13 protein-coding genes, 1 tRNA gene and 1 riboswitch are annotated in these 13,269 nt (G+C 69.6%); of the genes, 8 read left to right on the forward strand and 6 right to left on the reverse strand.

Going from position 1 to position 13,269, the window contains the following annotated elements:
- A partial coding sequence (locus tag AC1DHD_RS07565) for an aquaporin (protein ID WP_476879123.1) occupies nt 1-318 on the forward strand: 318 nt, incomplete at its 5' end.
- Nucleotides 315-725, forward strand: a complete 411-nt coding sequence (locus AC1DHD_RS07570) for an arsenate reductase ArsC (RefSeq protein WP_476879124.1) — start codon at nt 315-317, stop codon at nt 723-725. The genes AC1DHD_RS07565 and AC1DHD_RS07570, both read left to right, overlap by 4 nt.
- A gap of 189 nt (nt 726-914) precedes the next feature.
- Here AC1DHD_RS07570 and AC1DHD_RS07575 read toward each other — a convergent pair whose 3' ends face one another.
- A complete protein-coding gene (locus AC1DHD_RS07575) occupies nt 915-1,292 on the reverse strand; it encodes a hypothetical protein (RefSeq protein ID WP_476879125.1) in 378 nt (125 codons plus the stop codon).
- Nucleotides 1,293-1,759: 467 nt separating this feature from the next.
- Nucleotides 1,760-1,849, reverse strand: a tRNA-Ser gene (locus AC1DHD_RS07580).
- Between the two features lie 125 nt (nt 1,850-1,974).
- On the opposite strand from AC1DHD_RS07580, the gene AC1DHD_RS07585 reads away from it, so the two are divergent.
- The 3 genes from AC1DHD_RS07585 to AC1DHD_RS07595 are packed head-to-tail and all read left to right on the forward strand — an operon-like array spanning nt 1,975 to nt 5,894.
- Entirely contained in the window at nt 1,975-3,051 is a 1,077-nt protein-coding gene (locus tag AC1DHD_RS07585; protein WP_476879126.1) for a zinc-dependent alcohol dehydrogenase, read from the forward strand.
- A 3-nt stretch (nt 3,052-3,054) separates the two neighbouring features.
- Nucleotides 3,055-3,453, forward strand: coding sequence for a 6-pyruvoyl trahydropterin synthase family protein (locus tag AC1DHD_RS07590; RefSeq protein ID WP_476879127.1), 399 nt, complete (start codon nt 3,055-3,057; stop codon nt 3,451-3,453).
- Nucleotides 3,454-3,458: 5 nt separating this feature from the next.
- Entirely contained in the window at nt 3,459-5,894 is a 2,436-nt protein-coding gene (locus tag AC1DHD_RS07595) for a DNA glycosylase AlkZ-like family protein (protein WP_476879128.1), read from the forward strand.
- 85 nt (nt 5,895-5,979) lie between these two features.
- Here the strand turns inward: AC1DHD_RS07595 and AC1DHD_RS07600 are convergent, their stop codons facing one another.
- Complete coding sequence (locus AC1DHD_RS07600) at nt 5,980-6,483, reverse strand: nucleoside deaminase (protein ID WP_476879129.1); 504 nt, start codon at nt 6,481-6,483, stop codon at nt 5,980-5,982.
- Nucleotides 6,484-6,581: 98 nt separating this feature from the next.
- Here AC1DHD_RS07600 and AC1DHD_RS07605 point away from each other — a divergent pair, with 98 nt between their 5' ends.
- The 3 genes from AC1DHD_RS07605 (at nt 6,582) to AC1DHD_RS07615 (ending at nt 8,517) form a co-directional block, all read left to right on the forward strand.
- On the forward strand, nt 6,582-7,412 hold the full coding sequence (locus AC1DHD_RS07605) for a phosphatase PAP2 family protein (protein ID WP_476879134.1): 831 nt from the start codon (nt 6,582-6,584) through the stop codon (nt 7,410-7,412).
- A 12-nt stretch (nt 7,413-7,424) separates the two neighbouring features.
- Nucleotides 7,425-8,060 (forward strand): uracil phosphoribosyltransferase, encoded by a 636-nt coding sequence (gene upp / locus AC1DHD_RS07610; RefSeq protein WP_056736007.1) that lies wholly within the window; start codon nt 7,425-7,427, stop codon nt 8,058-8,060.
- A gap of 79 nt (nt 8,061-8,139) precedes the next feature.
- Nucleotides 8,140-8,517: a VOC family protein gene (locus tag AC1DHD_RS07615; protein ID WP_476879130.1), complete on the forward strand. Its 378-nt coding sequence runs from the start codon at nt 8,140-8,142 to the stop codon at nt 8,515-8,517.
- Nucleotides 8,518-8,652: 135 nt separating this feature from the next.
- On the opposite strand, the gene AC1DHD_RS07620 is transcribed toward AC1DHD_RS07615, so the two are convergent.
- The 3 genes from AC1DHD_RS07620 to AC1DHD_RS07630 all read right to left on the reverse strand — a co-directional run.
- Entirely contained in the window at nt 8,653-9,378 is a 726-nt protein-coding gene (locus AC1DHD_RS07620; protein WP_476879131.1) for an aggregation-promoting factor C-terminal-like domain-containing protein, read from the reverse strand.
- A riboswitch (cyclic di-AMP (ydaO/yuaA leader) is annotated at nt 9,377-9,546 on the reverse strand. (Overlaps the previous gene by 2 nt.)
- Before the next feature lie 253 nt (nt 9,547-9,799).
- Nucleotides 9,800-11,812 carry an ArnT family glycosyltransferase gene (locus AC1DHD_RS07625; RefSeq protein ID WP_476879132.1) on the reverse strand — a complete coding sequence of 671 codons (2,013 nt, stop codon included), beginning with the start codon at nt 11,810-11,812 and terminating at the stop codon, nt 9,800-9,802.
- Between the two features lie 48 nt (nt 11,813-11,860).
- A partial coding sequence (locus tag AC1DHD_RS07630; RefSeq protein ID WP_476879133.1) for a mannosyltransferase YkcB-related protein occupies nt 11,861-13,269 on the reverse strand: 1,409 nt, incomplete at its 5' end.

Below are 13,269 nucleotides of genomic sequence, written 5' to 3' on the forward strand. Positions count from 1 at the left end.
GGGCTGCTCCTTGTCATCTTCGGCACGGTCCGTTCGGGCCGGGGGGAGCGGGTGGCTTTTGCCGTCGGCGGCTACATAACGGCGGCCTACTGGTTCACCAGCTCCTCCAGTTTCGCCAACCCGGCCGTGACTGTGGCCCRGACAATCACCGACACCGTCGCCGGCATTGCTCCGGCATCCGCGCCGGCGTTCATCCTCGCCCAGCTACTCGGCGGCGCCGCCGGTTTCTACCTGATTCGAGTCCTCTACCCAACCGTTGCCGGCCCAGCAGTTCCCGCGGCAGATCGACCCGCGGCCGATCGAAAGGTCCCCTCATGACCGACAAGCCCTCCGTCCACTTCGTCTGCGTCCACAACGCCGGACGCTCCCAGATGGCCGCAGCCTTCCTCACCACCCTTTCCGAGGGCCGGATCGAGGTCCGGTCCGCTGGCTCCCAGCCGGCTGAGAAGGTCAACCCGGCCGCCGTGCGGGCCATGGCCGAGCTGGGGATCGACATGTCCGCCGAAATCCCGAAGGTCCTCACCGCCGAAGCGGTGCAAGATTCCGACGTCGTGATCACCATGGGCTGCGGCGATGAATGTCCGTATTTCCCGGGCAAGCGCTACGAGGATTGGATCCTGGAAGACCCTGCCGGGCAGGGAGTTGATGCTGTCCGACCGATCCGGGACGAGATCAAGAGCCGCATCGAGAGTCTCATCCAATCCCTAACCCCGGCCGCCACCTAACCCACGCTGCCTGAGGGAACCTGCCCACGCCTGAAGCCCACGTGCTAGGGAGGCGATCTGGATGGATGCCGGATGCTGCACCGAGACCGGGCGTTGTGATGACGACTTGGACTGCTGTTAGGCAGCGCCCGCCGGTGGTCTTCGGACGGCTCCCGCAATGGGGCGCCCGCCCGAAGGAGTGCGACAGGATCAGTCGCCGTGACCGCCCTGTGCGCCGGCTTCGGCGGCGGTGATGGCGAAGTTGGTGTCGAGCTTGACGGTCGCGTGCGTGCCGTCAGTCTTGGTGATAAGGGCTTCGTAAGCTGCACTGCCGTCATCCTCGGTCGTCATGTTCTCGACGGTCGCACCCGCGTTGGCTGCCAGCACGGCGGCCTTGACGTTGATTGCGGCGTCCCCGGTGAGATCGGTTTTGTTTCCGTGGCTGGCATCGCTCACTGACGTTGATGTGGCGGACGGGGTAGGGGTGGTTGCGGAGTTGGCTGGTTGTGCCATGGCGGTCAGGGCACCACCTCCGAAGGGTACGGCGATGAGGCTGGTGCGTGCTGCTATTTTCCGGATGATGTTCACGATTGTTCTCCTTGCTGGTTCCACTCCGGCTTTCGAAGCTGTTCTTATCCTCGGAGGGAAGCCTGTCGGACTACCTTCATCCTGCTGTGCGCATTTTGTGACTGTTCCGCACGCCAGAACTCCCAAAGAAGCACCCAGAAGACGGGCTCGATAGAACTGCACCCCGCCCAGATTGAGAGTTCTCTCGCCCGGGCTGGCTTCGGTGCCTCCGGCATCGCTGCCGGCAGCTCGTCCAAGACACGAGGACGCACGAGCGCATCCCCGGGGCAGCTGGCGGGAAGCATGTTCTCAGAGATCGCGCCCAGGGATCGTGCCCGATCGGGTGCTCAGGGTGGCCCGCCAAGCCAACGGCGCCCTCCACCAGGTTGTCCTCTCCCGCATGCAATCGGGCCATCGAACCCAGGACTACATTTAGGGCAAAGCAAAGGCCCCTGCTTCCCTTCTAGGGATGCAGGGGCCCCGCAATTTGGCGGTGACGGTGGGATTTGAACCCACGTTGGCTTTTACACCAAACAACATTTCGAGTGTTGCACCTTCGGCCGCTCGGACACGTCACCAACCTGACTAGGCTACCGGAGCAAGGCGCCCAACCCCAAAACGGCCGCCGCAAGAGGGTCCGCCACGCCCGTGCCCGGCCCGAAGCTTCCCCGTGTCGGCCCCCGGCGCTAGATTCGTAAGCACGATGACTACCTCCACCAGCACCGGCCGCGTATCGAGCCCGGACCACACCACGGCCACCGCCTACTGGACGGTCGGCCCGGAGCAGGGCGAGCTCCGGACCGAGGAACTGCACCAGCTGCAACCCGGCGAAGCCCTGGTGCGCGCAATGTACTCCGGCATCAGCAAGGGCACCGAGATGGTGGTGCACAACGCCCGGGTGCCCGAGTGTATTGCCGACGAAATGGCGGCACCCCACCAGGAGGGCAGCTTCCCGTCGCCGGTGAAGTTCGGCTACCTGTCCGTCGGCGTCGTCGAGCAGGGCCCGGCGGACTGGCAGGGCAAAACGGTGTTCTGCCTCCACCCCCACCAGGACCGTTACATCGTCCCCGTCGAGGCCCTGACCGAAGTCCCCGACGGCGTTCCCGCCCGCCGCGCCGTGCTCTCCGGCACCGTCGAAACCGCAGTCAACGCCCTCTGGGAGGCCGGCCCGCGCTTGGGCGACAGGGTGGCCGTGATCGGCGCCGGCCTGGTGGGCGGCATGGTCGCCAAGCTCCTCGGAACCTTCCCGCTCGGCCGGCTGCAGCTGATCGACGTCGACCCCGCCAAGCGCGCGTTCGCCGACACCCTCGGCGTCGACTTCTGCCATCCCGACGACGCCCTGCCGGACTGCGACATCGTGATCCACTGCTCGGCCTCCGGGGGCGGGCTCCGCCGCGCCCTGCAGCTGGTGGGGGACGAGGGCGAGATCATCGAGATGTCCTGGTACGCCGACCGCCTGGTCACCCTCCCGCTCGGTGAGGATTTCCACGCCCGCCGGCTCTCCCTCCGCGCCAGCCAGGTAGGCGTGGTGGCCCGGGCCCGCCGGCACCGCCGCACCACCGCGGACCGGCTCAACCTCGCCGTCTCCCTGCTCAGCGACCCCGTCTTCGACACCTTCCTCTCCGGGGCGTCGCCGTTCGCCGAGCTGCCCGACGTCGTCCAGCGCCTCTCCGACGGCACCCTGGACGCCCTCTGCCACGTCATCGAATACCCCGCCAGTGACTCAGCAGCCACCGGCTCACCCGTCCCGAACCATTCGGCAACAGAAACCACGAGGTAATCCGTGTTCAGCCTGACCGTCCGCCGTAATTTCATGATCGCCCACAGCCTCCCTCGGCCTGCCTTCGGTCCCGCCCAGGGCCTGCACGGGGCCACATTCGTCACCGAGGTGACCTTCCGGCGTCGCGCCCTGAACGAGGACTCGATCGTCCTGGACATTGGCGAGGCCGGCGACGTGCTGGACGCCGTCCTGGCGGAACTGAACTACAAAAACCTCGACGAACACCCCGACTTCGCCGGCAAACTCAGCACCACTGAAGCCGTCGCCCAGTACATCGCCGACTCCGTAGCCGGGCGCATCCGGGACGGGCAGGACGGGAAAGCCCTCGCCGGCCTCGACGTCACGCTGCGCGAAACCCCTGACGCCTGGGCCAGCTACTCCCTCGAGTTCGACGCCGGCTAAACCCCGTGGGAGCGCCCGGCGTCCGCCTCATCCTGCCCGGCAACGTCCGCCACAACTCCGGCGGCAACGCCTACAACGCCGCGCTCCTTCGTGCCCTGCAGGACCTCGGGGTAGCGGTGGAATCCTGCGGGGCCGACGGCGGCTGGCCCGTCGGCAGCGCGGCTGACCGGCAGCGCTTTAGCCAACTGCTCACCGGGTCCGACGGCGGCCAGGTCACCCTGGTGGATGGACTGGTGGCCCTCGGGGCGCCGGCTGAGCTGGAGGCCGCCGCCGCGGCCGGCACCCCGGCGTGGATCCTGCTGCATATGCCGCTGGAGGGGCACGCGGAGCTGGAACACCGCGCCCTGGACGCCGCCGCCGGAGTGATCTGCACCAGCAACTTCGCGGCGGCGGCGCTGCGTGACCGGCACGCGCTGGTCACCCCGCACGAAGGAGCCGGCCGTGCCAGGGCCGCAAAAATCTGCGTCGCCCTGCCCGGCACCGAGCCTGCCCCAGCCGCCACCGGCTCCCACCCGCCGCACCTCCTCGCCGTGGCCGCCCTCCTGCCGAACAAGGACCAGTTGCTGCTGGTACGGGCCCTGGCCGGCCTCACGGACCTGCCGTGGACGGCCACACTCGCCGGATCCGATACCGCCGACCCCCGCTACTCGGCCCGCCTCCGGCAAGAAACGGAGCGCCTCGGACTCCACGGCCGCGTCAGCCTTCCGGGCGAGCTGCGCGGCCCCGCGCTGGAAGTCGAATGGGCCGCCGCCGACCTGAGCCTGCTGATTTCACAGGCCGAAACTTACGGGCTGGTAGTGACCGAATCGCTGGCCCACGGCATCCCGGTGGTAGTCCGGCAGGGGACCGGTGCAGTGGAAGCCCTCGCGGCCGGAACCCCCGCCCGGACGGCGCTCCCGGCCGCCCCCGACGGCGGGGGAGCGGCGCTGCCGGGCGCCGCCGTCGCCCTCTCCGATGACCCGGCGCCGCTGGCAGCGCTGCTGCGCCGCTGGCTGACAGAACCGACGCTCCGCTCCGGCTGGCKGACGGCCGCCCTGACGGCACGGGACCACCTGCCCGGCTGGGACGCCACAGCGAGGGCAGTCCTGGCGGCCCTCGGCGACGCCGCCCGGCGGACTAGCCCGCGGCAGTTGCCCCCGGGCGACACCTGCCGGCAATTATTGCGAGCCAGCCGGGCGAAGCTGATGGAGAATGGCCCCATGACCACCGAGCCGATGACCGTGCAGCTGCCTCCCGCCAAGAGCCTCACCCCTGAACGGCTCCGTGCCTGGTCGTGGCACCGGCAAGGGCTCGACGGCTCGCTGGCCGGGTGCACCGCGGAGCAGGTGTTCGCCCGGGCTGGCTGGGCCCGCTCCGTAGGCGGCGCCAACCCCTACCTCACGCTCTTTGCCCGGGCCGGCCTGCGCCGGGAACAGGTGGACGGGGAGGTCCTGGCGCAACGGATCCTGGAGCTCCCGACGGCGCGCGGCTGCACCTATGTGCTGGGCAGTGACGACTTCGGCTGGGCGCTGCGGCTGGGGCGGGACGCGGCCGAGGCCGGTTTCAAGGTGGTGGGACGGCTCGGCGTCGACCGCGGGGAAATCACCCTGCTGGAGGAGCAGGTGCTGCACGTCCTCGCGGAGGCCGGGGTTCCCATGGACCCGCGCCAGCTCAAGGAGGAACTTGGCGATTCGGTCCGCAACCTCGGCGAGGAGGGCAAAAAGAAGGGCGCGGCGACCACGCTGCCCACCGCCCTCGGGATCCTGCAGGCAGACGGCCGGATCCGGCGGGTCCCCGCCAACGGCCGGCTCGACCAGCAGCGCTACGCCTACGAACCCTGGGGACTGCGGCCGAGCACCCTGGGCGACCACGAGGTCCGCGCCCAGCTGATCCGGCGGTACCTCGGCTGGACCGGCGGGGCGAGCTTCAAACAGTCGCAGTGGTTCACCGGCTTCACCGTCGCGCAGAGCAAAACCGCGCTCGCCGCCGTCGGTGCCGTCGAGGTTCCCACCGCCGCCGGCGGGGACCCGCTCTGGATGCTGCCGGACGACGTCGAACTCCTGGCCGCATTCGAGGAACCGGCCGAGGAACAGATCCAGTTGCTCGCCGGGACCGATTCGCTGGTGCTGCTGCGCCGGAACGCGGCGGAACTGCTGGCCGGGGCGGATCACAGCAAAGCGGCCCTGGCCCCGTTGGCGCTGCAGGCCGACCTTCCGGACCACCCCATCGTCGACCGCGGCCGGATCATCGGGCTCTGGCAGTACGATCCGGGCCGGGAAGGGATCGCCGCCTGGGTGTTCGGCACAGCAACGCCGGCCGTGACCCGGCGGATCGCCGAGGTGGAGGACTGGATCAGGGAGGACCTGGGCGACTTCCGTGCCTTCAGCCTGGACTCGCCCGCGTCGCGGCAAAAGCGGATCGATGCGCTGCGCGCGTCCACCACGGCCACCGCTAGCCGGTAGCCCGGCGGCCTCGAGCGGGCAGCGCGGTAGCCCGGCGGCCTCGCGTGGGCTGACCGCTGGCCTTCCAGCCGGCCGCCGGCGCTCCTCAGGCGCCGCGGTGCCCGGCGAAGAACCCCCGCAGCAGTGCGCCGCACTCCTGCTCCCTGACCCCGGCGTAGACCTCCACCCAATGGTTCAGCCGGCGTTCGCGCAGGATGTCGAACACGGAACCCGCGGCCCCGGCCTTCTCATCCCAGGCGCCAAAGACCACCCGCGGGATCCGGGCCAGCACCACGGCGCCGGCGCACATTGCGCACGGCTCCAGCGTGACCACCAAGGTGCAGTCTTCCAGCCGCCAGCCGTCGTCGGCCGCCCCCTCCAGGGAACGCCTGCCCCGCAGCCGGGCAGCCGCCTCCCGGATCGCGATCACCTCGGCGTGCGCCGTCGGGTCCCCGAGGGCTTCGCGCTCATTGCGCCCCGTGCCCAGCACCGAACCGTCCGGGCCGATGACGACCGCGCCGATCGGCACGTCCGCGGTGGCCAGCGCCCGGCGCGCTTCGGCAAGGGCCAGGCTCATCCATTCGGCATGGCGCGGCTCGGGGGTAGTCATGGCTCAATGGTAGTTTCGATCCTAAGCAGGCTGTGCACCCGGGCGGTGCACCGGAAAGTCGGGAGACGGCAGTGAGTACCAGGACCGAGAGCTGGCTGATGCGGCGCTGGGGTAAGTGGGTGGTGCCGTACGCCGCCCTGTGGATCACCMTGCTGATCGGCGGCGTCGTGATCGTGATGCTCGCCCTCCTCAGTGCGGAGGTCTACGACAACGTGGTGGATGACGCCGGCCTGGCCAACCTGGACAAACCCACCCTCTCCTTTATGGAGCACCTGCGCAGTCCCGGCCTGGACTCCTTCGTCACCGGGTTCACCAACATCGGCGGCGGCATCGGGATGCCCATCCTGGCCAGCATCCTGACGGCCTGGCTGACCTGGGTCTCGCGGACCTGGCGGCCCCTGATCCTCATCGGCGGCGCCGCGGCCGTGTCCATTACCGCCACGTCGCTGGGCAAAAAGCTGATCGGACGGGCCCGCCCGGACCACGCCGACGCCGTCCCCCCTTACGAGAACTCGCCGTCGTTCCCCAGCGGCCACACCCTGAACACCACGGTGGTGATCGGGCTGGTGGTCTACCTCGCCTGCCTCCAGGTGCACCGCACCATCGCACGTGTCGGCCTGATCGCCGCCGGGGTGCTCTTCATCTTCGCGATGGGTATGAGCCGGGTCTACCTGGGCCACCACTGGATGACCGACGTGATCATCGGCTGGGTGCTCGGATTCGGCTGGGTGGGGATCGTGATCCTGGCCCACMGACTCTTCCAYGTGCTSCGGCACCGGGAGCACACCGGGCCCGCCCCGACGTTCGATAACGAGGCGCACCTGCGCGACCGTGCCCCCGGCGTCGCAGGCGGCGCGGGGGCGCCCGGCGGTGATGCCGCCGACGCCGATTCGTCCGGCAGCGCGGGACGGTCCTCAGCGTCCGGGTGATAGTTTTGACCCATGCGCACTCTCGTTGTGGACCACCCGCTGGTCGCCCATAAGCTCACCGTTCTGCGGGACAAGAACACCCCGTCCCCGGTCTTCCGCCAGCTCACCGAGGAGCTCGTGACGCTCCTCGCCTACGAGGCAACCCGGGACGTCCGCACCGAACCGGTGACCATCGAGACGCCGGTCAGCACGACCATCGGCACGGCGTTCACCAAACCCACCCCGCTGGTGGTCCCGATCCTGCGCGCCGGGCTCGGCATGCTCGAGGGCATGACCAAGCTGGTTCCCACCGCCGAGGTCGGCTTCCTGGGCATGGCCCGCGACGAAGAGACCCTGGACATCATCACCTACGCCGAGCGTCTCCCCGAGGACCTGACGGACCGCCAGATCTTCGTCCTGGACCCCATGCTCGCGACCGGCGGCACCCTGCGCGAGGCCATCAAGTTCCTCTTCAAGCGCGGCGCCTCCGACGTCACCTGCATCTGCCTGCTGGCCGCCCCCGAGGGCCTCGCCAAGCTCGAAGAAGAGCTCTCGGAAGCCAACGTCACCATCGTGCTGGCCTCGATTGACGAGAAACTGAACGAAAAGTCCTACATTGTGCCCGGCCTGGGCGACGCCGGCGACCGCCTGTACGGGATCGCGGTCTAGGCTTCCGTCCGCCGGTATTCGTTCGCGGGTGCCGGCGTCGGGGGTTCCGGCGAAACGTGTCCCGGGCTAGCCTGTGCCCATGGACTGGAAACTTGAACTTGTTATGGTGCCGGTGTCCGACGTGGACCGGGCCAAGGATTTCTACGTCAACAAGGTGGGCTTCAACGCCGACTACGACGAGCGCCCCTCGGAAGGCATCCGGTTTGTCCAGCTGACTCCGCCGGGCTCCGGGTGTTCGATTGCGATCGGCGAGGGCCTCATAGATGCCCCGCCCGGCACTGCGCCCAGCCTCCAGCTGGTGGTCAGCGATATCCAGGCCGCGCACCGGCAGCTGAAGGACAACGGTGTGGACGTCAGCGACGTCGACGTCCAGGACTGGGGGCACTTCCTGTACTTCGCCGACCCGGACGGCAACAAATGGGCCGTGCAGTACATCCCCGGCCGCACGAACGGCTAGCGGGGCTCGCACCCGGCCGCGGGGCTCGCGGGCCGCGGCCGGCGACAAATGACGGCAGACGAGGGCGAGGCCCAGGATCCAGTGGATCCGGGGCCTCGCCTGAGCTTTATGTGCGGCAGGGCCGCGGGGTGTTTCTTAGTACCAGTTGTTCGCGTAGTGGAAGTTCAGGGCACCGCACGGCGAACCGTAGCGTTCCTGGACGTACTGCAGGCCCCAGTTGATCTGGGTCTTGTAGTTGGTCAGGTAGTCGGCGCCGGCGCTGGCCATCTTCTCGGCCGGCAGCGACTGCACCACACCGTAGGCGCCGCTGCTGGCGTTGGTGGCGGTGGTCTTCCAGTCSGAYTCCCKGGTCCASARCTTCATCAGGCAYTGCATCTCGCTCGGSGCCCAGCCGTGGGCGGGCAGCTGGGACGCGGCGTAGGCCTGGGCGCCTGCGGGGTCGTCGACTGCCACCGGCTTAGTGGGAGCGGGCGCCGGGGCGGCAGCCGGTTTCGGAGCCGCTGCGGCGGGAGCCTTGGCGGGCTTGACCGTGGAGGCCTGGGCCTCGACACTCATGGCCGTGGGCGACGGTGTGCTGGTGCTTCCGACGCGTTCGAAGTCCAGGGTCTCCAGCGAAGCCTTCGAGTCCTTGGCCGCCTCAGTGGTGTGGGCGGACGTACCGGAAGCCTGCCCCGCGGCGCCGGCCCCCAGCAGGACGGCGAATGCGGTGGCAACGACGGCGGCACGCTTGCCGTTGGAGCGGGTGCCGACCCGCGACAGGGCCGACGAACGCTTGGACGGCTCGGCCCGGTGACGCGCGGTGTCGGCGTCGGATGTGCGTTTAGCGCCCTCGGGGCGCGTTTGTACCTTGAATTCAGTCATGTTCGCCTCTCAACGCCTACGGAGTTAGCTGTCGGGTTCGGATGCAATATCCGGCCGCACGGATAATCGACGTGCGGCTTAACCCCTTGGGTGCATGGATGCAGAATGCCCGGGAACACTGGGTCCCCCGCCTCTGCCTGGTCCATCGGAATCCGGGAAGCGGCAGAGCATGGCGTCAATCCGGATATGCGGCCAGATCGATTGCCGCACTCTAAAACGGTACTGTACTTTCATTCAGAAGTCACATTTTGGTAACGGAGATCACGAGCTGCAGCGTGGCGTCTTGCCGCAGACCTGGTCTGTGCTGAGGCCGTCTCCGTCGCCGCCATCGGCCCCGTTTCGACGGTTCCGCGCCCACTCGACGCTTATGAACGTCGAGTCGGCAAGGAACCGTCGAAATGGCGGGGTGCGTCGGCGGCGGCTACCCCGCCAGCAGGTACACCTCGGTCCCACCGACACTCTGGGCCGTGAAGTTGGCCGCGACCCACGAGGCGATCCGGGCGGCGTCGTCCGAGCCCGTTTCGCCCTGCATCATGGTCCCGGCGATGAAGTAGTGGATCTTCCCGGCGGCCACGTACTGCTGGAACTGTTCAAGCGTCGGGGCCGGGTCCGTCCCGTTGAATCCGCCCACGGCCATCACGGGCAGCTGCGTGGCCAGCTGGTAGCCGGCAGCGTTGTTGGAGCCGACGACGGCGGCCGCCCAGGTGAAGGTGCCGGCGTCAGCCTTGAGCAGGGTGACGAGGGCGTCCGACGGCGTGCTGGCGCCGAGTAGACCTCCCATCCCGCCACCCCTGCCGCCGCCCGGACCGCCAAACCCGCCTGCACCGCCAAATGCCGGCACCATTCCGGGTGCGCCGCGGCCGGACACCGCGGGGCCGGCAGAGACGATCGCGCCGCTATGGGCTGTGGCCGCGGTGGATACCGAGTACGCCAGCGGACCGGAGAGGGCAACGGCAACTGCGAGGGACGCCGTCGTGCGCGTTAGGAGCGAAAGCGAGCCGGGGCCGGTGCGGGGACCCGTGCCTCCAAGCCCCGTCGCCCGCGCTCCACCGGACCCCAGAACGCCCCGTGCCCCGGCGAACAGCACCAGGGCCGCGGCCGCGAGGGCGCCCAGCAGGACCACCCAGCGCAACCACGGCAGGAACGCCGGCGTGCGGCCGAGGAGGGCGGTGGCCATGAATCCGGCTGCGGCGAGGGCGCCGGCCAGCACAAAGGCGGCCACCGGCTGCTCCCGCCGCTGCCACAGGAGAACCCCGCCCAGCCCGGCCAGTCCGGCGATCCCCGGAGCCAGCGCCACCATGTAATACGGGTGGATAATGCCGGCCATCAGGCTGAAGGTCAGGCCGGTGACCAGGACCCACGAGCCCCAGATGATCACGGAGGTCCGGACGGCGTCGGTCCGCGGGGCCCGCCGCCCCAGCCAGAACAACCCGGCGCCGAGCAACAGCACCGAGGGGATCAGCCACGCAATCTGGCCGCCGAACTCAGTGTTGAACAGCCGGAACAGGCCCGGGGTGCCCCAGCCGTTGCCGCCGCCCACACTCCCGGTCTCGTTCCCGCTGAGCCTGCCCAGGCCGTTATAGCCAAGGGTGAGCTCCAGGATGGAATTGTTCTGTGACCCGCCGATATACGGCCGGTCCGGCGCCGGGATGACCTCGACGGCGACCAGCCACCACCCCGCCGCGGCGGCCATTGCACCGCCGGCGGCGAGGAGATGAAGGACGCGCCTGCCGATTCCGGCCGGTGCCGCGAGCAGGTACGCCAGGGCGAACCCGGGAACCACCAGCAGCACCTGAAGCTGCTTGGTCAGGAACCCGAAGCCCAGCAGCACCCCGGCGAACAGTAGCCACCGCAGACGCGCGTCCTGGATGGAGCGCAGCACGGCGTAGGCGGCCGCCGTCATGAGGAGCACCAGCAGGGCGTCGGGGTTGTTGAACCGGAACATCAGGACGGCAACCGGGGTCAGCGCCATCACCGCGCCGGCCAGCAGCCCGGCGCGGTGGGCCAGGACCCGGTCGGCCGCAGCGGGTACCGCCGCCCGGCGGACGGCCAGATAAACGAGCCAGACCGTGCCGACACCCATCAGCGCCTGCGGGACGAGGATGCTCCAGGAGTTGAGCCCGAACAACCGCACCGAGAGTCCCATCACCCACAACGACGCCGGCGGCTTGTCCACGGTGATGGCGTTGGCGGCGTCGGACGAGCCAAAGAACCAGGCCGTCCAGTCCTGCGAACCTGCCTGGGCCGCGGCCGAATAGAAGGCGTTGGCCCAGCCGGAGGCGCCGAGGTTCCACAGGTACAGCCCGGCCGTCGCCAGGAGCAGGACCGCCAGCTCCACCCGTGCCCGCATCGAGCGAACCCCGGCCAGGTGTGCCCGCGCCGTTCCCGGCAGGCGACGTCCCTCCACCGCCCCTGCAGCCGCCCCGTCGGACATTCCGTCTGACACTCCGGTCCGCGTGCACAGGATCCCAGCCATGGCGGCCTAGCCTGCCAGCTTGTACACGGTGGCGTTACCCACGGTCTGGGCCTGGTAGTTGGCGGCCACCCAGGTGGCGACCTCGGAGTTGCCCCCGCGGCCCCCGCCCATGCCGCCGGAGATGAAGTAGCCGATCTCGCCGCGGTCCACCATGGCCTGGAACTGGGCGAGCGTCGGGTAGGGGTCGCCGCCGTTCCAGCCGCCCAGCGCAATGACGCTGGTGCCGGTGGCGAGTTCCAGGCTGGCTGCTTCGGTGGCGCCGGAGACAATCGCGGACCATTTGGTGCCGGAGGACTTCAGCAGGGTCGAGAGTTCGGACGACGATGTCGCGCCGCCCGGGCCCGCCGAGGGTCCGAATCCGCCGCCCATCGCGGACGCCGTCGGACCTGAGGTGGGGATCGAACCCGAGTGCGGCTGGGCCGCCGTCGCCAGCGTCCACGCGGCGGTTCCCAGCCCGCCGGCCAGGAGGGAGAGGACCACGACGGCGGCCGTGGCGGCTTTGCGGAGCCGCACCGGGAGCGCGGCCATGCTGTCGACCTGGAGCAGGAGGGCCGCGGCGGCCAGTACGCCCAGGGCCACCACGATCACACGGAGGCCGGGCAGCCAGGCCGGGTCGCGGCCCAGGAGGGCGGCCGACCATGCCGAGGTGGCGAGAACCGTGACGGCCAGGACGATCCGCGCCGGCCAGTGCATCCGGCCCCGCCACAGCTCCGCGGATCCGATGCCGACCAGGGCCGCAATTGCCGGGGCCAGTGCCACGGCGTAGTACGGATGCACGGTGCCGCTCATAAAGCTGAAGATGCCGGCCGTGACCACCAGCCATCCGCCCCACAGCACCAGCGCAGCGCGGGTGGATGACGTGCGGGCCTCACGCCGGGTGAACCACAGCCCGGCGGCCAGCAGGATCAGGGACGCCGGCAGAAGCCATGACACCTCGCCGCCGAAACTGGTGCCAAACATCCGGGTGAGGCCGGCCGTGCCGCCGAAGCCCACGTTGCCGCTGCCGCCCGGCCCTCCGGCATTGCCGCCAAAGCCGCCGCCGGGCATTCCTCCGCCAGTTCCCGTGATCCGGCCCAGGCCGTTGTAGCCGAACGTGAGTTCCAGGAAGCTGTTGGTCTCCGACCCCGCCATGTAGGGCCGCGCCGAGGCCGGCGTGAGCTGGAACAGGGCCAGGTAGCTTCCCGCCACGACGGCAATGCCGCCGGCGGCCGCCAGCAGGTGCAGGAGCCTGCGGCCCAGCGTTGTCGGGGCGGCCCAGAGGTAGGCGAGGGCCAGTCCGGGCACAATCAGGAAGCCCTGCAGCATCTTGGTGAGGAACGCCAGCCCAACCACCGCGCCGGCGGCAGCAAGCCACTTCCAGCCGGCCTTTTCGATCGCGCGGGTGGTGAAGTACGCGGCCAGCACCAGGCAGAGGG

The sequence above is a fragment of the Arthrobacter sp. 05L45_2 genome (assembly GCF_056397525.1).